17 protein-coding genes are annotated in these 23,331 nt (G+C 52.0%); 12 read left to right on the forward strand and 5 right to left on the reverse strand.

Annotation, left to right across the window (positions count from 1 at the left end; translation table 11 throughout):
* Positions 1-173 precede the first annotated feature (173 nt).
* On the reverse strand, positions 174-2,615 hold the full coding sequence (locus tag K3T83_RS34435; RefSeq protein WP_220207436.1) for an Eco57I restriction-modification methylase domain-containing protein: 2,442 nt from the start codon (positions 2,613-2,615) through the stop codon (positions 174-176).
* A gap of 65 nt (positions 2,616-2,680) precedes the next feature.
* Positions 2,681-5,344 carry an Eco57I restriction-modification methylase domain-containing protein gene (locus K3T83_RS34440; protein WP_220207437.1) on the reverse strand — a complete coding sequence of 888 codons (2,664 nt, stop codon included), beginning with the start codon at positions 5,342-5,344 and terminating at the stop codon, positions 2,681-2,683.
* A gap of 337 nt (positions 5,345-5,681) precedes the next feature.
* Here K3T83_RS34440 and pyrH point away from each other — a divergent pair, with 337 nt between their 5' ends.
* The 3 genes from pyrH to K3T83_RS34455 all read left to right on the forward strand — a co-directional run bounded on the left by pyrH (position 5,682) and on the right by K3T83_RS34455 (position 10,376).
* Positions 5,682-6,386 (forward strand): UMP kinase, encoded by a 705-nt coding sequence (pyrH, locus tag K3T83_RS34445; protein ID WP_220207438.1) that lies wholly within the window; start codon positions 5,682-5,684, stop codon positions 6,384-6,386.
* Between the two features lie 274 nt (positions 6,387-6,660).
* Positions 6,661-8,523, forward strand: coding sequence for a transketolase (locus K3T83_RS34450; RefSeq protein WP_220207439.1), 1,863 nt, complete (start codon positions 6,661-6,663; stop codon positions 8,521-8,523).
* 296 nt (positions 8,524-8,819) lie between these two features.
* Positions 8,820-10,376 carry a diacylglycerol/lipid kinase family protein gene (locus tag K3T83_RS34455; protein ID WP_220207440.1) on the forward strand — a complete coding sequence of 519 codons (1,557 nt, stop codon included), beginning with the start codon at positions 8,820-8,822 and terminating at the stop codon, positions 10,374-10,376.
* A gap of 97 nt (positions 10,377-10,473) precedes the next feature.
* Here the strand turns inward: K3T83_RS34455 and K3T83_RS34460 are convergent, their stop codons facing one another.
* Entirely contained in the window at positions 10,474-11,355 is an 882-nt protein-coding gene (locus K3T83_RS34460) for an ABC transporter permease (protein WP_220207441.1), read from the reverse strand.
* 199 nt (positions 11,356-11,554) lie between these two features.
* Here K3T83_RS34460 and K3T83_RS34465 point away from each other — a divergent pair, with 199 nt between their 5' ends.
* The 8 genes from K3T83_RS34465 (at position 11,555) to K3T83_RS34500 (ending at position 19,253) form a co-directional block, all read left to right on the forward strand.
* A complete protein-coding gene (locus tag K3T83_RS34465) occupies positions 11,555-12,364 on the forward strand; it encodes a ribonuclease H family protein (RefSeq protein ID WP_220207442.1) in 810 nt (269 codons plus the stop codon).
* Positions 12,365-12,468: 104 nt separating this feature from the next.
* Positions 12,469-13,173: a DUF169 domain-containing protein gene (locus K3T83_RS34470; RefSeq protein ID WP_220207443.1), complete on the forward strand. Its 705-nt coding sequence runs from the start codon at positions 12,469-12,471 to the stop codon at positions 13,171-13,173.
* A 6-nt stretch (positions 13,174-13,179) separates the two neighbouring features.
* Positions 13,180-14,187: a phosphotransferase gene (locus K3T83_RS34475; protein ID WP_220207444.1), complete on the forward strand. Its 1,008-nt coding sequence runs from the start codon at positions 13,180-13,182 to the stop codon at positions 14,185-14,187.
* Between the two features lie 33 nt (positions 14,188-14,220).
* Positions 14,221-14,745 (forward strand): hypothetical protein, encoded by a 525-nt coding sequence (locus K3T83_RS34480; RefSeq protein WP_220207445.1) that lies wholly within the window; start codon positions 14,221-14,223, stop codon positions 14,743-14,745.
* 137 nt (positions 14,746-14,882) lie between these two features.
* A complete protein-coding gene (gene deoC / locus K3T83_RS34485) occupies positions 14,883-15,884 on the forward strand; it encodes a deoxyribose-phosphate aldolase (protein ID WP_220207446.1) in 1,002 nt (333 codons plus the stop codon).
* A 12-nt stretch (positions 15,885-15,896) separates the two neighbouring features.
* A complete protein-coding gene (locus tag K3T83_RS34490) occupies positions 15,897-18,305 on the forward strand; it encodes an aldehyde dehydrogenase family protein (protein WP_220207447.1) in 2,409 nt (802 codons plus the stop codon).
* Between the two features lie 265 nt (positions 18,306-18,570).
* Positions 18,571-18,855 (forward strand): ArsR/SmtB family transcription factor, encoded by a 285-nt coding sequence (locus tag K3T83_RS34495; RefSeq protein ID WP_220207448.1) that lies wholly within the window; start codon positions 18,571-18,573, stop codon positions 18,853-18,855.
* Entirely contained in the window at positions 18,852-19,253 is a 402-nt protein-coding gene (locus tag K3T83_RS34500) for a VOC family protein (RefSeq protein ID WP_220207449.1), read from the forward strand. The genes K3T83_RS34495 and K3T83_RS34500 overlap by 4 nt, the downstream gene beginning before the upstream one ends.
* Before the next feature lie 133 nt (positions 19,254-19,386).
* On the opposite strand, the gene K3T83_RS34505 is transcribed toward K3T83_RS34500, so the two are convergent.
* Together K3T83_RS34505 and K3T83_RS34510 are read right to left on the reverse strand one after the other, a co-directional pair.
* A complete protein-coding gene (locus K3T83_RS34505; protein ID WP_220207450.1) occupies positions 19,387-20,994 on the reverse strand; it encodes a cache domain-containing protein in 1,608 nt (535 codons plus the stop codon).
* A 379-nt stretch (positions 20,995-21,373) separates the two neighbouring features.
* Positions 21,374-21,973, reverse strand: a complete 600-nt coding sequence (locus K3T83_RS34510; protein WP_220207451.1) for a DUF4388 domain-containing protein — start codon at positions 21,971-21,973, stop codon at positions 21,374-21,376.
* Between the two features lie 417 nt (positions 21,974-22,390).
* Here K3T83_RS34510 and K3T83_RS34515 point away from each other — a divergent pair, with 417 nt between their 5' ends.
* Positions 22,391-23,155 carry an RNA polymerase sigma factor gene (locus K3T83_RS34515; protein ID WP_220207452.1) on the forward strand — a complete coding sequence of 255 codons (765 nt, stop codon included), beginning with the start codon at positions 22,391-22,393 and terminating at the stop codon, positions 23,153-23,155.
* Positions 23,156-23,331: the final 176 nt, after the last annotated feature.

A 23,331-nucleotide genomic window follows, 5' to 3' on the forward strand; every position in this document is an offset into this window, starting at 1 on the left:
TTTATATAGACGCGTAAAATGTAAAAGTGTTCCCGATGCCCTTATATGGTAGTACTTAGTAGTATTTAGGAAGTTCTGAAGAGAGAGTACTCAGGGTTGCTACGAAGGACGAATGAGTGTCACAACAGCTTGCATCTGCATAATAGACGCAGCATTGCAACAACTTTTGAAGATTATTCTTCAGGTTCACCTTTTATGCCCATACGATACTTGATATCATAGTGAAGAATGAAATCCAGCTCTTCCTCAGTGAAGTGATAGTGTTGTGCCAGTAAGCGATCTATATCGTTAATGATGCGTTTAGATTTTCTAGCATAAATGGTATAACTTCCTGTTTCGCCCCTTTTAAGATGACACGCATTTTTTTGAAAATCGGCCATCAGGTACTGGCACTGCGTCTTTAATGCCCGGAGCAAGACGGGATCTTGCGGATAGGTGAAGCGAAAGCCGAAGAGCATGTAATCTTTGAGGTTAAAGGTATCAAACGTGGCAGTATAATACCACCAGAATAGCGAGCTATTGAACAGTGCCACAAAGATATCGCAATCATATTGATGCTGAAAGGTGCATTGCTTATTGGAGGTGGTGTGATAAGGCCAGGCGAAGTTCACAAATATCTTCCAGTATAGTCCACCAGCTGAGCGATAGGACATGGCGCGCATTGGCGTTCCCGATCTATTTTTTGCCAGATATTTACTGACTTTTTGTTGTTGCAAGACTTTGCTCATAATGCTGTTCTCGATGTGCGAGCCAAACTTGGGGTAATAGTGGCGATTATCGGGATCGCGCGGAACAGTGATCCGGCAATAGGAGAGGAGTGAAAAGAGCAACGGTCGATCCTCCGCCGACCATTTCATCACGCTGGTACTGAAGCGTTGTTCCGGCCCGGCGTTTTTTGCCAGAGAGATAGCGGTGGGAATGCTGGCGATTTTGCCGCCTGAAAAGAGCATAGACGGGCGAAAATGGTAGAACGAGAGCCATGTGCAAGGGAACCAGCGCAGAAATCCTTCGATAAAAGGGATCATGTTTCTGGTGGCGAAGGCGGCCAGGGGAAGAATCATGCCCTGACGACCAGCTGGATTGAGCAAACGCTGGCTCCGCTCGATAACGCACGGGTAGAGATTGGAGCAAGCAAGTGTCGTAAAATCGAGCAGGCGATAGGGAAACTTTTTATGGTCATACTCAACGTAAGGAGGGTTGCCAATAATGACATCGAAGCCGCCTCGCGCGAGGATATCCGCAAATTCGCAGCACCAGTGGAATGGTTGATGGCTCTCGCGCCAGTGCATGAATGCTGAGGTATCCTGCGGATCGAGCGCGTATGCCCGTGCGAGCTGTCGGTCGAGTGTTGCGCGATCAACTGATGCGTCATCGCTCGTCAACAGCCCAACCAGAGCATTGCCGACGCGAATATTATGTTCGATATGGGGGAGCGGCTCGATATCTTCTACCTGCTCGATCTGCGCAATCAACTTCAAAAAAAGGCGCAACTTGCAAATCTCCGCCGCCTCCGCCATCATATCGACGCCATGAAGGTTGTGCGTGATGATCGTTTTGAGGACGCTATAGCGATTTGGGGCAATTTGCAGGCGTTTGAGGCAAGCCGTATACAGCGGTTCAAGGATATTGAGTGCCGCAAAAAGAAATGCCCCGGAGCCACATGTTGGATCGAGAATCGTGATCTGCTGCAACTGCTCATACACGGCTTGCACGCAGCGAATATCTTCCAGGCTGTCTATCACATCGAGCGCAAATCGACACAGATCGAGGTTATGGGTGATGAAATCGTCGATGCTATGCAGCTTTCCCGCTGTTATCTGCTCGATCAACAGCGCTGTATAGCGGGCGCTGCGAGTACGATGGTCGTGCGTCGTCTCGCCTGAATGCTGGTGAGCGTAGCACACCTGGGGGAAGATATAGCGCTCAGGTTGCTGTTTCAACAACTGCCAGAGCGAGCCTGTCGTGCTGAAGAGTTCAGGATATCGTGCTTCAATCCGATCAAAAAGCGCAGGAATGATCGTATTACGCGCAATATACTCCGTAACATCTTCTTCTGTATAATATGCTCCCATTTGCTGTTGATTAATATATTTCTCAAATATATAGCCTAAAATGCCGGGATGAAGGATATTCTTTTGCTGTGACGGAACCTCGCCCAGTTGCCATTGATACGTGTGAAAGAAGGCAAAGAGCCGTTCAAAGGCGGCATCATCGATATGGATCGCGGGATACTGTTCTTCGATATCGTGGCGCGTGAAGAGATCGCCATCCAGATAGGGGATCTTTCCGCAGAGCCGCTGGAAGTCTGGTGTATGAGTGGGTGATCCCAGCCCTTCGTGAAAGAGAGGAAGCAGGAAGCTGCGGTAAAACGTATCGGGCGCATGTTGTTGCGTGAGCGCGAGTCGATGAGCGAGATAGTGGGAGTCGTTGTCAAGGAAGCCCTTCTGTTGGATGAAATAGAGGAACATCAGGCGATTGAGGAGCAAAGATGTATAGCGTTCATGTGCGGCGCGTGAAGAGATGCCCTGGATGCTGTCGAGGAAGTGTTGGCGCTCGCCTTTGAACTGCTCATAGAATCGTCTGGTAATGCGCTCTACATTAACGGATCGGATCATCAAGCGTCCCGCCCATCACATAATGTTCGACACAGGCAACCCGCCTGGGGAACTGTTCTGGCTTATCATAAATCTTCTGACTGTTTTTGTAAAGCCTGTCGAGCCTGATAGATCGCTGCCTCAGCCATATCTGCTTCCCCATCGTCTTTGCCCATGCGATACTTGTGATCGTAATGAATGATAAAATCCAGCTCTTCCGGGGTAAAGCCGTAATGGTCGGCCAGGAGCGCATCTATAGCATCAATAAGCGGTTTGGAGTGGCTCATACGATATTCTTCCAGTTCGATGAGAAGCTGATCCTTATTGGGTCTGGCAGTTATTCTTGTGTTTCTGGTGCTCTTTCTGGCATGTGCTTTGATGCTCTGCTGTAAAGCCTGTGAGAGTTGCAACAGTTCTTTTTGCTCGTATAGCTGGCTGCTCACGGGAAAATCCTTTACCAGCATGTGGGAGAGGTGAAAGCCGTCAGAAAAGGTGGCGAACCAGACGTAGAAGAGCGAACTATTCATGATCGCCATAATCGCTTGAGCAGTTGAGGCCGCGTGAAAATACAGGAAGCGACCATGAGGAGGGGGCATTATGACGCCATTTTTCTTATAGTATGGGATGCCATTGACGGCCTTTGTCCAATAGTTGGTGGCTTCCTGATAATAGACGAAATGATCGGTGGGTTGATCTGAAAGCAGGATCGCGATGGTTTGGTCCTGTGCCTGGCTCAGAATTTTTTGCAAGATGCGTTCTTGCAGAGGGGAGGCCAGCTTGGGGATGACGAGTGGTTTGAGCGTGCATTGCGTTTTGGTATAGGCGATGAGATCGATCAGGTGCGGGCGTTCGGTGGCGTACCAGCGCTGTATTTTTGTGACGAAGACGTTGTTTTCGGGCCTGATTCCATGCCTGGCGAGCAAAATAGAGAGCCGTTGAAATGCTCCATCGAAGAGGCGACAGGGGAATATCTCAAAATTTGCGAACCAGTGCGCGGACGTATGTTGTTTGATGATGGAGCGCAATTGATGAAAGCGTCCACTTCCGCAAATGCTGAGGGGAACGATATAGCCGAGAAAGCCAGATCCGGGACGGCAAAGAGCCAGAGAGCGTTCGATTACGGCGGCATAGAGGTTGCCACATGTTACCGTTTCGTAGCCCTGAACGCGGTAGATGTGTCGCACCTTGCTATATTCGACATAGGGCGGGTTGCCGATGATAACATCAAAGCCGCCGCGCTGCATAATCTCGTGAAATTCGATGCACCAGTGGAAGGGTTGATGGCTCTCACGCCATTGCTGCATGGCCTCGTGTTCCTCCGCTGGAATGTGTCGCGAGGCGCTGGCAAGATAAGCGTCGAGTTGTACCCTCTGTTCTGTATCGTGCGGCAGGGTACGATGGCTACTATGATTGGTGATGGCTTTTTCGGCTTCTTGCGTGCGTACAAAGCCCACCAACGTATTGCCGCAGCGAATATGGAATGTGACAACTGGCGCGATCTCGTCGGGATGCTTGAGCCGGGCGGCAAGCGTGAGAAGCAGGCGTAACCGACAGATTTCGGTGGCCTCTGGCATAATATCGACGCCATACAGATTGTTGCTGATGATAGTTTTCAGAATAAAGCAGGTTGGATCGGCGTATCGGTCAGCCTGGTTCAAGATTTCACGAAACTGAGCCAGATATTCAGATGGATAACGGTTATGTTCGGAGATCATCGTGCGCATTCGTTCGAGGCAAGCGGTATGGAGGGGTGTAAGGATATTCAGCGCGGCAAAAAGAAAGGCTCCTGAACCGCAGGTGGGATCGAGAATGCTCATGCTGGCGAGACATTCATAGAGGGTGTGCAGGAGCCTGGTGCTGTTAGATGTGCAGATGATATCGCGTAGAAAACAGGTGATGTCGAGGTTATAGGTAATAAAATCGTTGATAGAGACGATCATACCGCTGGCGAGCATAGTTTTCAGATCGGCATAGCGTTTGCGGCGCTGAGCATATTCACGTTCCGTCTCAGTTGCGAGATAGCTCTGACAACAAAGGGCGGTTGAGATATAGCGATCTGGATCAGTGTGTAGCAACTGCCAGAGCGGTCCATCTGGTCGAAAATCCTCTTTGCAAGTCTGTTGAAGTGTATGCAAAATATAGGTAATAATGGTATTTTTGCTGATATATTCAGAAACGTCCTCTTTTGTGTAATATGCTCCCATCTGCTTCTGGTTGATCGATTTCTCAAAAATATAGGTGAGTAGCGCAGGATTGAGCGTATTAGGCGAAAGTGGAGCGTCGAGCTGCCACTGAAAGGAATCGAAAAGCGTGAAAAGCTGTTCAAATGCTTCGTCAGGTATCTGAAAGTTGCTATCATCGTTCTTCAATGAAGTGATATCAAAAAGTGCAACCTTGAAGCGTGGAATGGTAACGAGCAACTCGTCGAAATCGGATGGTGGGGGAGTCTCGGAGAGATGGAGCAGCAGATGGCAATAAAAAGAGTGAAAACTCTGCTTATGGCCGTGCTTTTGCAGAAGCTTGAGCATGTCAAAGAGATAATGAGGGTTGTTGTCGAATACATGTTGTTTTTGTAGAAAATAGAGAAATATCAGGCGGTAGAGAAGTAAGGAAGCGAAGCGTGAACACTCTGCTGGCGAGGCGATATCATGCAGGAAGGAGAGCAGGTGGGCATGTGCTGCGCGGAAGCTCTCATAAAAGCGTTTGAAGGCATCGAGTATATCCTGTCTATCAGGCCCGTCTGATGGCACGTATCTTGTCCCCCTTCTGGATAATACTGTATTGTGGGTAATATCAGGCTTTCTCTCTTATTGTACTCCACATATCTTCTCTTGCGTAAATGAAGCAAACGAATAGTACTGTGAGGGCGCTATCATCTGCGAAAAGACCGTGATACTGTTCACTTGTTGTCCAGCTTCTTAAAGTGGTCGGATCATCGAGAGCAGTGAACCATTTGAGCCTCCTATGGGCGTATATAGTATAGGGGAAAGAAGCGGCGAAGGGCGTCAGGGATGGCTGTTTTGTGGTATCATTTTGCCAGCAATCCAGGATGAAAAGCGTTGAAAAAAAGGGAGTAAAGAGTATCTTATGGGCAAAGAGATGGGTGACGCGCATGTCATCAAATTAGGTGGATCGTTGATCGTGCCCGATGATGGCATTGATATTGAATATATCAAGAAATTTAATACTTTTATTAGAAGGCAGGTATTGGAGAAAAATCGCCGCTTCTTTATTTTTATCGGCGGCGGGCGTCTTGCCAGACATTATCGCGATGCTGGAGCGGAAGTAACTGGCCACGAACTGGCGAACGAAGATCTGGACTGGCTCGGCGTGCATGCTACGCGGCTCAATGCCCATCTATTCAGAACAATCTTTCGTGATCTGGCACATCCCGTGATCCTCAAAGACTACGGCATTATCCACAAGCCGGATAAACCGGTCGTGATTGCGGCGGGCTGGAAGCCAGGCTGGTCTACGGATTATGTTGCGGTGGTCCTGGCGCAGGACTATGCGATTAAAACGATCATGAAGATGAGCAATACCGACTATATATACAATCGCGATCCCCGCGTCTACCCCGATGCAACGCCGGTCGAGCGCATCTCCTGGCACGACTACCGCGCCATTGTGGGCGACGAATGGAAGCCGGGGTCGAGCGCCCCGTTCGATCCGGTTGCCTCAAAGCTGGCAGCGGAGATTGATGCCAGAGTCCTCTATCTTAATGGCAACGATCTGGAGAACGCTGAAAAAGCGCTGGATGGTGAACACTTTATCGGCACCACTATTCTTTAAAGAAGTTCAAGACCTGTTCTCTTGTCTTATCGTCTCTGAGAGATCGGGTGTTTTTTTGTCCTGTTGCAGCACGGGTAATTGGCGGCGGTCTGTATCGTTGGGTAGGTTTGCAACGTGCTATTACGTAGTAGCCTCGTAAAGCGCTTCTACGGGTCGTTACGCTTCAGCTTGCCGTTCTTGAATGAAACGGCCACAATAATATGGAACGGCTACAATTGATTCGAGTCTGAAGTGGAGACTGTAGCGCTTTTTCAATAACTGAGGAGCTTTTTTTATGACAACAACGCAGACACAACCACAGGTGCAACAATGGACAAACCTGGCTCAACAATTACGTGTGGATAGCATTCGCTGTACGACCGCAGCTGGCTCGGGACATCCCACATCGTCGATGTCGGCGGCTGATTTAATGGCCGTGTTGATGATCAGTTATCTTCATTACGACTTTGACACCCCTAAACTGCCGAATAACGATCATCTCATTTTCTCGAAGGGGCATGCATCGCCACTCCTCTACTCGATGTATAAAGCAGCGGGAGCCATTAGCGATGAGGAATTAATGACGCTGCGTAAATTTGGCAGTCGGCTTGAAGGGCATCCTACTCCTGCATTGCCCTGGGTCGATGTGGCAACTGGTTCGTTAGGGCAGGGCTTGCCAATAGGCGTTGGTGTGGCGCTCTCCGGCAAATATCTGGATAAGCTGCCCTATCATATCTGGGTCTTGCTGGGTGATAGCGAGATGGCGGAAGGCTCGCAGTGGGAAGCCTTCGACCACGCCTCCCACTACAAACTGGATAACCTGGTGGGTATTCTGGACTGCAACCGTCTGGGACAGCGAGGCGAGACTGAGCTTGGCTGGAATACCGAAGCATATGCGGCGCGCGCCAAAGCCTTTGGCTGGAACGCCATCATCGTTGATGGGCATAACTACGACGAGATCAACAAGGCATACGCGCAGGCCATTCAGCCCAATGGTTCGCCAACGCTGATCATAGCGAAGACCATTAAAGGAAAAGGCGTTTCGTTCCTTGAAAACGTGAATGGGTGGCACGGCAAAGCGCTCAGTAAAGAGCAGGAAGCGAAAGCGCTGGATGAATTGCATCCAAATGTGCGGAGTATGACCTTCCCGGTCCAAAAGCCCGAGAACAAGCAGCCAGCTCCCTTGCCAGAGAAGAAACCGCTTGAACTGCCCCGCTATGAATTGAATGGAGGAGCGGTGGCGACGCGTAAGGCTTATGGCGATGCATTGAAAGCGCTGGGAGCAGCCGACCCGGAGGTGGTAGGACTGGATGGTGAGGTCAGTAATTCGACCTATACTGAAGAGTTTGCGAAAACCTATCCCGATCGCTACTTTGAGCAATATATCGCCGAACAGCAAATGATCGCGGCGGCGGTTGGCATGAGCGTGCGTGAGAAGAAGCCCTTTGCTTCAACCTTTGCAGCGTTCTTGAGCCGTGCCTACGATTTTATCCGCATGGCCGCCATTTCGCGTGCGAATATTCGCCTCTGTGGTTCGCATGCCGGTGTGTCGATCGGTGAAGATGGTCCCTCGCAGATGGCGCTGGAAGATCTGGCGATGCTGCGTGCTGTCTATGGTAGCACCGTCCTCTATCCGAGCGATCCTAACCAGACGGCGCAACTGGTCGCGGAGATGGCGCAGCATGATGGCATTGTCTATCTGCGCACGACCCGTGAGAAGACGCCCGTGCTCTACGGCACGGATGAGAAGTTCGAGGTTGGCGGGAGCAAGGTTATTCACCAGTCGGCGCAAGACAAAGTAACGGTGGTTGCCGCAGGAATTACCCTGCATGAGGCTTTGCAGGCATATGATCAGCTCAAAGATCAGCATGTGTTGATTCGTGTGATCGATGCCTACTCAGTGAAGCCGATCGATGCTGAAACGCTGATTACGGCGGCTCAGGAGACCGGGAAGCTTATAGTTGTCGAGGACCACTGGCCCGAAGGTGGCCTGGGCGATGCGGTGCTGGAGGTCTTTACGGAGGCAGATGGCCCATTGCCGCAGGTGGTGAAACTGGCCGTCCAATCGATGCCCGGCTCTGGCACACCTGCCGAACTCCTGGAGGAGGCAGGCATTAGCGCTCATCATATTGTGCAGGCTGTTCGCGCATTACTCTAATCTCTGGTTCCTTATATCAAAATCGAGGAGGAGCTTCGTAGTGGAGCGATGTATCGCGTTAGTGGAAGTTTTCTCTTATACTGCCCCACACGCGATACATCGCTCCACTACGAAGCTCCTTGAGTTGAGAAGGACTGGCTGAGCATAGCAGCCAGTCTTTTTATATGCCTATTTTGTTGCAACTGTTCGTAGAGATCATCCGTGATATACTCAACAACCACGAACGCCACAACTTCAGGATGCCAGGAAATATATATAGACGTGGCGCAATGAGAGAATAGGGAAGGGATATTGATATGCATTGCAAGAAAGCGGCATTGGTGATTAATCCTCGCACTGGACAAAATCTGGCAAAGATTACGGATGTTCTGGCGGTATTGGCGGCGGCAGGTTGGAAGACAGAGATTGGTATTAAAGAGTATGGTGGGCATAGTATGCTGCTGGCGAATGAGGCCGCGAAGGGGAACAGCGATCTGGTCATCGCATATGGTGGCGATGGAACAGTCAATCAGGTGCTTAATGGAGTGGTCAATGCGAAGCAACATAGTGTTGTGGGCGTAATCCCCGGAGGAACGGCCAACCTGTGGGCTGGCGATACAGGCATTCCAAAAGATCCTGTCGAGGCTGCCCTCGCGCTGGTGGACAGTGAGCCGCGCAAGGTTGATATCGGGCGCGTTACTGTGCAGGAGTTGACGTTTCCCGATGGGCGGCGTGTTTCGGTCAAAGGGGTGAGCAAGCGACTGCTTAAAAAGGAGCGGCACCACTTTTTGCTGATGGCCGGGTTGGGGATGGATGCAGCTGTGATGAAGGGAGTTTCCAAGCCTTTGAAATATCAGCTTGGGCCGCTGGCCGTTGGCCTTTCGGCGGCAAAAGAGTTGCCCGAGCAACGCCCTTTCCCGGTGGAGATCGTGACGACGGGCGAGCGTGGGAAAGATGAACTGGTATGGACAGGTGAGGCCTCTCAAATCATTGTCGGCAACACGCGTCGTTACGCCATTGTGTTGGAGATGACACCCAATGCCTATATCGATGATGGCGTGCTCGATGTGTGTGTCATAACAAACGGCGGGGCGCTATCAACCATGCAGCAATTATCATCGTTGTTGTTACACCGCAAGCCTGATAACGTCTCAAGCGAGTTCTTTCGTGGAGCGCATATTGGGATCAGAGTTCCTGCCTCGGTTCCGCTTGAACTGGATGGTAGCACGATCAATCTGAAAGATTACCTGAGCAAAGCGGACTACGCAGCACTCCAGGAAGAGAGTGATCTGGAGCACGTGAAGGTGACGTATCGTTTCGATTCCTTGCCAGAGGCTGTTGAGATTGCGATCCCGCGTACATATAGCGGTAAGCTATTTGAGCATGACAATAACGCTGAGAAAGAGCACTCCCACAAGGTAGATGAGGTGGAAGAGCCGGCGAAGCGTACAGGGGAGCAGGAGCCGAACGAGCAAACAGAATTGCAGGAACATACAACTCATCATGTCACGCAGGCTTTACACAGTGATCGTTTGCAAAAAGAGACGCTGACGGAACCGGCCAATCGTGAGACGGTGCAACTGGTTGATGTGTTGCTGGATAAGGGCCGCAAGGTACAGGTGGTTGGTAAAGCTCCCAATCCGGCTGAGACGCACACCTATATCGTTGCGGGCCATACGCCAAAACGCAGCTCAAGGGCCGGTGATACAACGCCTGTGGCAGTTGTGATTAATCAGAAGACGAGGCTCTTTAATCGTGAGGGCGCGCACGTCTCTCAGGACGCGTTGACGCAGCTCCAGCAGGGCGATGTGCTGATTGTGGAAGGGAAAAAGAGCAAGCGTGGTGTCATTGCCGCAACCCGGCTTATTCTTTGAAGATAGCTCTTGTTACGACGAGGTGGATATAGCAGGGGCGAGGACAAGCCATCGCCTGCCATATTCACCTCGTCGCTTTATGCTTTGGATGAACCAATTATGCAGTTGCTGTTACTTTGTTTTGTATATCTTTTTTGCTGGTGTGTATGCGTGAGCGTTGTCGATGCATGTAACGGGGTTTGGCCGCCAACATGCTCAGAGTGAAGAAAACGATGGTTGAGAGCGCGCTGAAGAAGGTGTAAATAATCCACTGGTTAATGCGTATACCGGCGAGATTATAGGTAATGCCGGGAGTGTAAGTACTGATGAGAGCCACGACCGGATGCCAGATAAAGAAGAGTTGAACGTAGGTGGTGGAGGAGGAAGTACCGGGTCTGATGATGTAGAAGAGGTAGAGGGCAAGCACAGGGAAGACCAGCCAGAAAGCACCGCCCAGATAGGTAATCACGGTCGAGATCGTCGGGCGTTTGATGATGGTTGAACAGAGTAACCCGAAGGTGCCAGCCTGGAGCGCGGTGATGAGATAGAGCAGGAGGGCAGCGAGTTCCTGTTGCGGTGAGACGCCACCAAAGAAAAAGACCAGACTGAAGAGAGGAATCGTGCCCGCCACTAGCAACAGCGCATTAATCAAGCCTGCAATGAGCTTACCAGAGATAAGAGCAAAAGACGAAAGACGTGAACAGAGCAGTAACTCAAAAGTTTGCCGTTCTTTTTCACCATTAACAGCGGTAGAAGTAAAAGCAGGAGTAACGAAGAGGATGAAAAACAGTTGGATCATGGAAAGAAAGATATAGAGAGTGGTGCCAGCATCGCTAAAACCGCTGCTACTATAGTAATAGCTTGACGTATTTGTCCAGCGGCTCACGATAACCCATCCCAACAAGCTCATAAGCAGGACGTAGACGATAATCACCCAGACGGTCCGTTCGCGGCGCAGGCGGGATCGTAACTCTTTGGTCAGCAGTGCAGCAAAAGGCATACATTTGATTCCTTCCAGCTTTATGAACGATTTTTAGTGACGTGATGTGATAGTTTTCATAATCCTTTTGGGCGCATTCTATCAAGTTGCTCTGACGACGTCAATGAGATACATCACAAAGCAGGCTATTCAAAGAAGCGAGACTATGTTAGACTACATGGGCAAGAAGCTTACGATAGATGCTGAAAGGTTGTAGGTGATGAGCAAAGGACAAGGTTTTGACGTGCAAGAATCTTTAGAATGGCGCTCTGTGCTGAATGCTGTAGTGGATGTTTCTATTCGTGCCTCCCTCCCAACCTTAGATCAGGCTGGTATTCTCGCTTATACTGATGGAGCCTGCATTAAGAACCCTGGTGGTCCTGCTGGCTGGTGCGCTCTGCTGTGGGCGGCAGCTGATAGCAATAGCGATGGGTTGGTGCGAGATGGTGCGTCTTGCTTCGAGTGCTACGGACATATCCCCAAAGCGCAGACCACAACCAACAATCGCGCAGAGATCTCCGCTGTGCTGGCCGTCTTATCCCTGGCCCCTCCAACGTTGCCGCTGAAAATCTACAGCGATAGCGAATATACAATTAAAGTGGCGCAAGGGGTCTATCAGATGAAGGCCAATGGCGATTTGTGGGAACAGTATCGCCAGTTGCTCAAGTATCGCACAACGCCGCCCGTTTTTGAGTGGGTGCGAGGACACGCGGGACATCTGCACAATGAGCGTGCCGACGAACTGTCAGGCCTGGGTGCATTTAACAATGATCGCGCTCGTTATGAGCAATGGCAGGCATCGCAGGCGGCAGAGGCACGCAATAGCTTGCCTCCTGCCGAGCGTGCGACCCTGCGTGCGCAAGCTCAGAAGCTCAAGACGTACTTTGATTCGCTTGATCCAGCACGGACCTCAGAGCAGGAGCGCAAATTTGTGAACGATATGACGAAGCGATTGGCAAAAAACAACTTTGTACCCACAGAAAAACAGACGAGGTGGTTAAAAGTATTGGTGGGAAAGTACAAAGTTTGAACTAGTAGAACCTGTATAAACGATGAAAAGGAAAACTATCTTACGACCGCGAGTAGTATAATTGAGACGTAGTAAACCATAGAGACCTGAGAGGGAGTATCATCTTGTATCAAGATTTGACGAAACGGTTTGTTGAGGCGTTGCAATTGCAACATACGCCGGTCGGATTGGCTTTTGTCGAGACGGTGCCTGAAAATGTGCAGCATGTTGCGAGGCGCGTTCCGTCTGCCTGTACCTTCTGGCGTCTGGGTGAGCAGGGTGTATTTTATGCCAACGCGGAAGACCATCAGGAATGCCCAATTGGAATGATGACTATGGGCTTTACGATGCCCGCCTCGGCCCAGGAGCGTGCGCAAGGGCTGGTGCAGACGATGGCAAGCGTCAAGTATTTCTCTCCTGATGAAGTGAGCGCGCTGCCTGTCGTCAAGAAGCCGCACGAGAGCATCGTCTATGGGCGTCTGGACCAGTTGCCGGTCGAGGCAGACGTGGTGCTCTGCATTTTGAATACGCAACAGGCGATGCTGGTTGCAGAGGCGTTGGGACAGGTCAACTGGTTACAATCCGGGCAGAGCGCTTTTGGTCGCCCGACCTGTGGCGTCATTCCGCGTACCTTGATGACAGGTGAGACCTCGATGAGCTTTGGCTGCGTGGGTGCGCGCACTTATATAGAGCTGTCGCCAGCTGAGGTGGTTTTGACGATTCCGGCAGCTCAGTTTGCTGATCTGGTGGGGAATTTGGAGACTATTGTTGCAGCTAATGCCGCCCTCGCTCCATTTCATCAGCAGCAGAAGGCGAACTTTGGTGGCTAAGGACTCATGAAATCAGCACAGGTAGCCTATCTCTGTACCGCCTGCGACCTGGGTGTGCCTCTTGGTACTCCCCGGGCGGTGCCGGGAGGGTCTTTACATGAAACATGGCGTCTCGATACAACTCAAGGGGCGTATGCGGTCAAACAACTAAACCCCGCGCTGCTAGGTCAGCCGGGCATGACCGATCTTTATCAGCAAACAGAGCGTATCGCGGCGAAGATAGCGGCGCATGGATTGCCGGCAGTCACAGCTATCGACCGTCAGGGGGAAGTTTTGCAGCGGTACGAGGATGAAGTCTTTCTTGTTTCGCGCTGGATGGATGGCGAGGCGTTGCTCCCGGACGATATCACGCCTGAGCGTCTTCAACAGGTGGGAGCGATGCTGGCGCGTTTGCACGCCTTGCCGTTGCCGCAGACCGAACTGCCGCCGCTGAACTGGAAACCCTTCTCCGATGACGATTGGGATATGCTCACGATTCACGCCGCCGATCTGGGTGTTTCCTGGGCCTATCAGGTGCGCGCGATGATGCCCCGGCTGGTCGAGTGGGGGAAATGGTATGAGGAGGCTAGCGAGCATTTAAACTATACACTGGTCGTCAGCCATCGCAACCTTGATCCTGAGAACATCTTATGGCGAGGCGAGGATGCGTTTAGCATTGTTGATTGGGAGTCGGCGGGACTGATTAATCCGGTGGTGGATCTGGTGGAAACGGCGCTAATCTGGAGCGGATTGACCACAGGTGCGCCATCTGAAGAACGTTTTGCCGCGTTGATGCAGGGCTATGTGCAGGCCGGAGGGATGGTGCAGGAGACCGGTCGCAACGCGTTACGCGGCTGTCTGGGCATCTGGCTGGGATGGCTGCTTTTCACTATGTATCGTTCGCTGGGCATCGCGGTTGCCAGCGATGAAGAGCGGCAGCATGCGATCAAGCAAACGCCTCATGTACTGGCTGTCGTGCGCGTGCTGGCGGGGCACCTTGAGTTATGGGCTGATTGGGTGGATAAGTGGCTCTAGTGTGAAAATCATTCATCCATGAAGGAGGGGCTCATGAATATTCACCCACTTACACGTCGAGCTACCTTCGACGACGCACACTGGATCGTTGACCTTTCCGTGCGCGTGCAAGCAGCATTGACCGCATCGGGTAGCCTGCAACAGATTGGTCCTTTGCCTCTGCAAGAGGTGGAACGCGTGATCCGCCTGGGATATCCTTGTGTCCTGGAACTGGAAGACCGACGTATAGGTAGTACACTGATCTATCCTCTTGAGAGCGATCATCCCGAACTGGTTCAGACCAATCTCCACCATTTGCCCGGCCCCTTATGGAACTTGCGTGCCCTGATGCTGGAGCCAGAAGAACAGGGCAAGGGACTTGGCCTGCACTTCCTGGAGGGCATCTGGCATCTGGTGATCCCAACGGCAGGCTCCATCGTCTTAGGGTGCTGGGCCGGGAACGCCAAATTACGTGACTTCTATCATCGGGCGGGCTATACCTTTCGCGGGGTATTTCCTGAGAAGGATTATGAAATCGCCGTCTTTTCTCTCACTGCGTCTGCTTCCCCATCGCCGTGAGCGCCAGTGCCAACCTTTTGAAGCGGGTGCATATGCGAGGAAGTTTTGCTTGACATACTCCGATGTTATACATGAAGATATCCTTAAAGCTTCGATGTGTATCGTCTCGATTAAGCAATATTTGAGGAATCTGTGCTATGACCACGACAGAGCAACGAACGGATCTGGTAGAGGAGCAACGGCCCGGCTTCAAGACGCCTGTTCGTAATCCGGGGATGGACCTGGACCTTGATTGGATACATCAGGTGCATGTGAATCGCAGTGCGGTGGAGCGCCGCGCCGCCACGCTTTCCACGCGCCGCACCGTCAAAAAGGAGTGGCAGGCGGCCTGGCTGCTGCGGGCCATCACCTGTATTGATCTTACCACGCTAGCGGGCGATGATACGCCAGGCAACGTCCTGCGGTTATGCGCGAAAGCAAAGCAGCCGTTGCGCGCCGATCTTTTGCAGGCGATGGGCATGGAGCATGTGGAGGTAGGAGCGGTCTGCGTATATCACAATCTAGTGTCGGTCGCGGTGGAGGCGCTGCGCGGCTCACATATCCCGGTGGCAGCGGTCTCGACGGGCTTTCCCGCAGGACAAACCCCCTTTGATCTCAAATTGAAGGAGATCGAAGCGTCAGTGCAAGCGGGTGCCAGTGAGATCGATATTGTGATTTCGCGTGTCCATGTACTGACCGGCAACTGGCAGGCGTTGTATGACGAAGTGAAGGCGTTTCGTGCCGCCAGCGGTGAGGCGCATATGAAGACGATTCTGGCGACGCACGAACTGGCAACCTTGCGCAATGTGGGCATGGCAAGCCTGGTCTGTATGATGGCCGGGGCCGATTTTATCAAGACCTCAACGGGCAAAGAGCCGACGAACGCGACGTTGCCAGTGAGCCTGGTGATGGTTCGTGCCATTCGTGACTACTACGAGCGGACCGGCTATCAGATTGGCTTCAAGCCTGCCGGTGGCATTCGGACTGCGAAAGCCTCGCTTGACTGGCTGATCTTGATGAAAGAAGAATTGGGCAACGAGTGGTTGAATAACACGCTGTTCCGTATCGGAGCAAGCGGCCTGCTTTCGGATATTGAGCGCCAGTTGGAGCATTTTGTCACCGGCCATTATTCAGCGGCGCATCATCATCCAATGGTGTAGGGAGGCAATTGCATGAACGTAGCGGAAATTTTTGAGACGATGGAATATGGTCCCGCGCCAGAGGCGGCAGCGAGTGCGCAGAACTGGCTCAAAGAGCATCAGCCGTTTCAGCTTTTTATCAATAATCAATGGATGCCACCTGTCAGCGGGCGCTACCTCGATAGCATCAACCCGGCGACTGGCAAATCGCTTGCTCAGATAGCGGCGGCCAATAGCTCCGATGTCGATGCGGCAGTGGCGGCGGCAAATGCGGCTCAGCCCGCATGGGGTGGCCTGTCCGGTCATGTACGAGCGCGTTATATATATGCGATTGCGCGGCAGATTCAGAAGCACTCGCGTCTGCTGGCCGTGTTAGAGTCACTGGATAATGGAAAGTCGATCCGCGAGACGCGCGATATCGATATACCGTTGGTAGCACGCCATTTCTATTATAATGCTGGCTGGGCGCAACTGATGGAGACGGAAATGCGCGGCTACGGGCCGGTTGGCGTGGTGGGACAGATCATCCCCTGGAATTTCCCGCTCTTGATGCTGGCCTGGAAGATCGCGCCAGCGTTGGCGATGGGCAATACTATTGTCCTCAAGCCCGCACGCTACACACCCTTAACCGCGTTGAAGTTCGCTGAGATTGTGCAAGAGATTGGCCTCCCGTCAGGAGTGGTAAATATTGTGACGGGCGAGGCGTCGCAGGTTGGCGAGGCCATCGTCAAGCATCCCAATATCGACAAGATCGCCTTTACCGGTTCGACCGAGGTTGGTCGGAGCATTCGTCGGGCAACGGCAGGCTCTGGCAAGAAGCTCTCGCTGGAACTGGGCGGCAAATCGCCGTTTGTGGTGTTTGACGATGCCGATCAGGATAGCGTTGTTGAGGGCGTGGTCGATGCCATCTGGTTCAATCAGGGCCAGGTTTGTTGTGCGGGTTCGCGGCTGCTTGTGCAGGAGAATATTGCCGAGCGCCTGATCGCGAAATTACGGGCGCGCATGGAGCGTTTGCGCGTCGGTGATCCGCTGGATAAGGCAATTGACATCGGCGCTATCGTTTCGGCGGCGCAACTCAAGGAGATTCAACGGCTGGTGGATCAGGGCGTTGCTGAGGGGGCCGAGATGTGGCAGCCCTCCTGGGCCTGTCCGACTGAGGGCTATTTCTTCCCGCCTACGCTCTTTACCGATGTCTCTCCGGCGGCCAGCATCGCTCAGGTTGAGATCTTTGGCCCGGTGCTGGTGGCGATGACCTTTCGCACGCCTGCCGAAGCGGTGGCGTTGGCAAACAACACGCGCTATGGGTTGGCGGCGAGCATCTGGAGCGAGAATATCAATCTGGCCCTGGATGTGGCACCGAAGATCCAGGCTGGCAGCGTGTGGATTAACTGCACGAACCTCTTCGATGCATCCAGCGGCTTTGGTGGCTATCGAGAAAGCGGCTTCGGACGCGAGGGAGGGAAAGAGGGGCTGTATGAGTACGTGCGTCCCGCCTGGGAGAACGAAGAGGCAGCACAACAGGAGGAACCTCGTGCTGATGAAGATGAGGCAGTAGAAGTTGAGGAGCATGGATTAAATGGTATGAACGGTTTGCCTGCGATAGATCGTACGCCGAAGATGTTTATTGGCGGCAAGCAGGCGCGACCCGATTCGGGGTATAGTCGCACGATCTATGGTCCCGATGGGCGCAGCATTGGCGAGGTTGGTGAGGGGAATCGCAAGGATATCCGCAATGCTGTTGAGGCAGCTCACGCGGCGAGCAAGTGGGCTGGCAGCACGACGCACAATCGTGCCCAGATCCTCTATTATATCGCCGAAAATTTGTCGGTGCGGGCGCAGGAGTTTGCCCGCAGGATTACGCGACAGACAGGTCGTTCGCTGTCGAGCGCAACTGAGGAAGTGCAGGCCACAATCTCGCGCCTCTTCACCTATGCAGCCTGGACCGATAAGTTTGAGGGAGCGGTGCATCGACCGCCATTGCGTGGTGTGGTGCTGGCGATGCATGAGCCGATCGGCGTGATTGGATTGGCCTGCCCCGACGACTATCCGCTGCTGGGCTTTGCCTCGCTGGTCGCTCCCGCTATCGCGATGGGCAATACGGTGGTGGTGATCCCTTCACAGGCAGCACCATTGAGCGCTACCGATTGCTATCAGGTGTTCGAGACCTCCGATCTGCCCGCCGGCGTCGTGAATATCGTCACCGGAGAGCGTGATGTACTTGGTCAGGTGTTGGCTGAACACGATGATGTCGATGCGATATGGTACTTTGGTTCGGCAGGTGGCTCAAAGATGGTAGAGTTTGCCTCAGCGGGCAACATGAAACGAACCTGGGTCGGTTATGGACGCCCCCGCAACTGGCTCGATCCGTTCCAGGGCGAAGGCGAAGAGTTCTTGCGTGAAGCAGTTCAGGTGAAAAACATCTGGGTGCCTTATGGCGAGTAGATAACAAGCAGGCGTTTATGTAGGAGTGCATGCTTTGTTCATTCTGCAACATATTAAGAATGAGCAAAGTATGCACTCTTTTTTGTTTTGCTGCTCAAGGAAAAGCCCCGTCATATGATGCTTGAAAGGGGCGCACTCGAATTGGACAAAAAACGTCATGCCTGGTCGGATCTAGCTTCTCAAGAGAGCAAGATCCGAGAAGTTTTTTTCTTGTCCCAGTCGTATATTTTTGACATGCAAGTATTCACTTGCATATGCTCTTGCTATGGATTTACTCTTTAAAGCGCTTGCGGACCCTACCAGAAGAAAGATTCTCGATGAGCTTTCTGAGCGCGATGGACAGACATTGTTCGAGCTGTGTTCGCGCTTGCTTCTGCGACACCGCATAGCATCGACAAGGCAAGCTATATCGCAGCACCTGGCGATTCTGGAGACCGCCAATTTGGTGACGGTCAAACGACAGGGGCGATATAAGTTTCATTACATCAACACCTCGCCTTTACGCGCTATTCAACAGCGCTGGGTAGAGAAAAAGAAGGAGGACTCATGAGGATTTACATCACCAGCGTTCCTATAGCTGACTACAACAAAGCCCTTACCTTCTACACGGAAATATTGGGATTTCAAAAGAAGAGAGACATCGAATTGGGCGGAGGCGCGCGCTTTATTACCGTGGTCTCTCCAGAAGATCCTGATGGCCCAGAGATCCTACTGGAGCCGAATGCATACTACCCTGCCATGAAAGCTTTGCGCGAAGCATTAACCGAAGATGGGATTCCCATCACCTCGTTTGCCGTCGATGATGTCCAGGCTGAGTATGAGCGCCTGCGAAAGCTGGGGGTGACATTTACCCAGGAGCCGTTCAGCCAGAGCGGACCGACGACGGCCGTCTTTGATGATACCAATGGTAATCTTATTCAAATTGTCGAGTTGAAGAAGGGGGCCTGATGAAAGGCAACAAAGGTCGAACCTCGCTTCTGCTCTGATCCGTTTCAAATGGTCTGTTGTCCAGATTCTGCCACTCAGGAAGCTGGAGTTGAGTTCCATCCAGCTTCCTGGGTAGCTTTTTTCGCGCCGTTGCTTATTTTCCCACAACTGAACGCAACTGTGTCACCACATCCTCCAACTGTGCGGCGGCATCGGTGGCGGAGGTGGCTCCGGCGACGAGTTGCTCGGTGACTTGCGTGGCAACCTTCAGGGCTGTCGAGAGCTTCTCATTACTGGCATGCTGATACTGAGAGGCGTTTTCGATGTAACGAGCGGAGGAGACGATATGATCTAATGCCTGATGGACCTGACTGATGTCGGCATAGTTCCAGCGCTGCGAGAGGGTGATGCCAAGCTCCGTGAGTTCGTGGGCCGCGATACGAATCGCATCTGTATAATACTGGATTGATTGCAGGCCAACCTGCGACGAATCCACCACCCACATCTGTTCAGAGGCCGCATCTCGCTGCATGGTTGCCAGCGTACTCATCGCCTGGCTGTTATCGCGCACATAATTCACGGAGGTCAGAATAGGTCGCGTGATGTTTCGTCCTACGATCAAGCCAATGAGCGCTGTAAGCAACGCCATTGCCGCTGCGACCAGAATCGTCACCTGCTGCTGTTGATCGGCAATAGCCGTTACTGTACTGACCGGGCTGAGCACCAGATATTTCCAGGGCACTGTTGAGGTTGCGTGCTGTACTACCTGGAAGTTCTCGTGCTGACCGGCGGGTTGATCCTGAAATGTGGTCAGAGAGATGTCAGTATCCATCTGGCGTGCCAGTTCTGGATCGGACAGCACCGGGACAGGAGCCGTTGTACTGCCAAAGCGCGCGGTACGCTGAATGAGTTGCTGTGTTACATCGGGCAGAGTGGTGATGGCCTGGAAACGACGGGCAGGGTCGGTGTCGGCAATCCGAATACCGTCTTCGTCGAGGATGAATGCATAGCTGCCCTTCCCGTTGCTACCTTGATCAGTATCAACAATATTCCAGATGTAATCAAGGTTCAGGGTGGCCCGAATAAAGCCAAGATGGGTAGGCGCTTGTTTCGTTCCGCTCATTGAGGCTGGCGTAAAAATTGGCGAGTAGATGTCAACTGAGGCCTTTTGCGTCGCCGGCGTATAGTAGACTGATGAGATAAATGCGTCTCCATTTTTCAGCGACAAAACCTTCGTCAGATAGTCAGGCGGGATCAGGTATTGGCCGCGCGGCCTGGGCGGCACATTTTGTGGATAATAGAGGCGCGTCTGGCCCTTTGGATCGAACAATTGCCAGCTGGCATAGTTTTTGTCGCGAAAGATACCAGCCACCAGCGCGTAACTCGCGTGGAGGGCGAGATCCTGATAGAAGGCGGAGGCAGGAGCAGGAGGGGCTGCCAGAAATTGTTGTACCGATGTTATCTGAGCCAGTGTTTCAGTATCCAGTTTGCGCTCGTTGAAGTACGTATCGATCAGTTGTACGCGCGTTTTCGCATCGCTTTCCATCGCGGTATTCGCCTGGTTGATCAGCGCGGGACGGGATTGATATTCGCTAAAGCCTACCATAATAAGCAATGGCAGAATGGCGGCCAGCACCAGACCAAGCGAGACACGAATGGCCAGAGAAAGTTGCCGTCGTCGCCTGCCGGTGCGCGGCGATGATGATGATGCTAGAGCCTGTTGATCGCGTCGCAGTAATTCCATTTCTTCTACTGACATCATGTTTTTGTTCCCTATATATGCCGCTACTACTGTGTGACACCAATACCTGCAAATCCATGCGTAAGTGTTCTCGTAACCAAATAACCTGGCTACGCTTCCCGTTGTCGTAATCGTGCGATTAACAACCAGGATCGAGAATCCTCCGTCGTAGTCGAGCGATTTATCGCGGTGGGAAACTGCACGACAAGCAACCCGCGATAAATCGCTCGACTACGACGGGGGTGATCACCCCGTTTGTTTATTACGTCTCTTTGTCGCATATGTTCAAATTTTCGAGCAATGCGCGATAAATCGCGCAACTACGGCAAAGGAGAAATCGGGATTGATTTGTTAACATTCAGCATGGTAACAATACGCGGAATAGGTATGTGTAGTAGTGCTACTGTGAAATGACACCAATACGCTCCAAATCATATAAAAGGCGCTGAATCTCTTCCAGGGGGCGTCCTGTCAGACGTACCAGTTCGAGTGGCGTGCGCTGTCCATCGATAAGTAGCAGTAAGTGCCGATGGGGGCGTGATAGTCCTGCTTGTTCCAATAAAACCAACGCATCATCGACCTGTTCGGTACGAAATGGGCGGGGCTGGCCGATCCCTGTGTGATCGGAGGAGAGATAGTCCCTCGACTCTGGAATAGGAGGAGATATATTTGTATGTATCTCTTTTAAGGGCGCGGTTGTGCGACTGGAGGCGTGAGGCTGTGAAGGGATAGGGCCGGTCGATCTTTCGCTGCCCGAAGGAGTGAAGAGAAAGCGACAGAGGCCCCAGGAGCAGAGCACATTGACGGCAATCTGTCCATCGAGTTCTCCGATATGGGCATGAGTAATCTGGCCGTAGACAAAGGTGATCTCGCCTACTTCTAGAGTTGCCTCATGGCCGCGCTCAACCGTTAAGACACCAGTTTTGCGTCCAAGCTGAATCACTTGTATAACATTGTTGAGATTATCGGTTGTTGTGCCTCGTCGTTGTGACATGGACATCAGTTTTCGCCTCACGAAGAAGATGTTCGCAACGGAACTGTTTTGAGTGCGCTCTTGAATGTGCCGTGCTATGCAGTGAATAATGGGCACTATCAGCATAACACATTCAGTAAAGGATAAACAAAATAGTTGATTTTCTCTCCTATTCTCCTATAATAACCGCTCAAGAGGGTACTTTTGGGGGAGATTGATAAGCAATTTATAGAGGGAAGAAGAAAGTGAGAGCGTGTGGACTGGCTATGGACCGGGACTCGTGCGATAATAAGGGGAACTGTACTATTTGGGCCGGCTGAGATCGGTTTTTGGCACTATTAGCATAGAGCTAGAGCTAGAGCTTGTGCTGTTATAATAAGAATGTTATACTGCATGCGCGCGTCTAGAAGTATCTAAGTATCTGGAAGCAGGGAGCTACCGTCGATGGAGTCTCGCAAGCTCTCTCAGCCCTTTAGCTCACAGAGGGAATTGAGAGGACAGGGTGACAGCACAGTGCAACCGGAGCGGCTTTCAATCAATGAGCTGGCTCAACGTTGCTCAGAAGAGACCAATAAATTTCTCAAGCAGAACGCCTCGAATGATCGTTACTGCCTGGAAATGTTTCGCCGCGCCATCGTCAAGCGAGACGATGATGCGTGGGCAAGTATCTATCAACAATATGCGCCACTGGTGCTGACCTGGGTCACGCAACATCAGAGCGCGGCTCCATTATTGGGACAGGATGGGAGTGGTCCGCTGGTCAACGCAGCATTTGCCAAGTTCTCACAGGCGTTAACCCCTGCCAAGATGGAGAATTTTGACTCGTTAGCGGCAGTCTTGAAATATCTGAAAATGTGTGTGCATAGCGTGGTCGCTGATGAAGTTCGTCTGCGTCAGGCCCGTCAATACGAGGAAGCGTTAGATACCATCGAGCATGAGCCAGCCAGCACTGATCCCGCTGAGGATGTCATCGCCAGCATTGCCGCCGAGGGGTTGTGGCAGGTGATTCTCGAAGAATTGAATGGAGAAGATGAGCGCGTGTTGATCTATCTTGCCTATGTGCAGGGAATGAAGCCAAGCGAGATTAGCAGCCGACAACGCAAGTTTTTTCCAACCGTCGATGATGTCTATCGTATAAAAAGAAACGTCCTGGAACGCTTGCGCCGGAATAGGCGTTTGCAAGCATTATTCAAGCATTATCATCTATAATATGAGAAAACGAATCTAGCGGCATTTGCGAGACGCAGGCACGAAAATGCCAGATGACCCCGTTTATTCTGGTGGATAAAGCAAAGTAGCCGTGTCTGACAGCCAGTGCTGGGGAGAGCCTGGCCGTGTACTGAACATGTCGTTCCTGGCGTGATTGCATGCATATCTTTTGGTAA

Source organism: Reticulibacter mediterranei, assembly GCF_016587455.1.